Origin of the sequence: Psychrobacter sp. 16-MNA-CIBAN-0192 (assembly GCF_040309565.1) — a bacterium.
Lineage (GTDB): Bacteria > Pseudomonadota > Gammaproteobacteria > Pseudomonadales > Moraxellaceae > Psychrobacter.
This window is the reverse complement of the sequence record NZ_JBEOOX010000745.1, coordinates 1-234: the sequence shown is the minus strand read 5'-3', so window position 1 is coordinate 234 and position 234 is coordinate 1. Positions and strand designations below refer to the sequence as shown.

Annotated in this window: 1 pseudogene; it reads right to left on the bottom strand. The window is 40.6% G+C overall.

The features are described from left to right. Positions 1 to 234, bottom strand: a pseudogene (locus tag AAEY78_RS15065) (DNA-formamidopyrimidine glycosylase); the annotation flags it as partial.

Genomic DNA, 234 nt, shown 5'->3' with positions numbered 1-234 from the left:
AAATAAGGCTTCCGTTGCGTAAATATTACCTACACCAGTCACCACTTTTTGTTCCATAATAAATTGCTTAACCGGTATTTTTCTATTTTTAGCTTGCTCATAAAGCATTTCTGCCGTGAACTCCTCGGACAATGGTTCTGGACCTAGTATGCTTAATAAAGGACATTCTTGTGGTGCTTCGCCTAACCATAAAATGGCACCAAAGCGTCTGGGATCGGTATAGCGCAATAAACC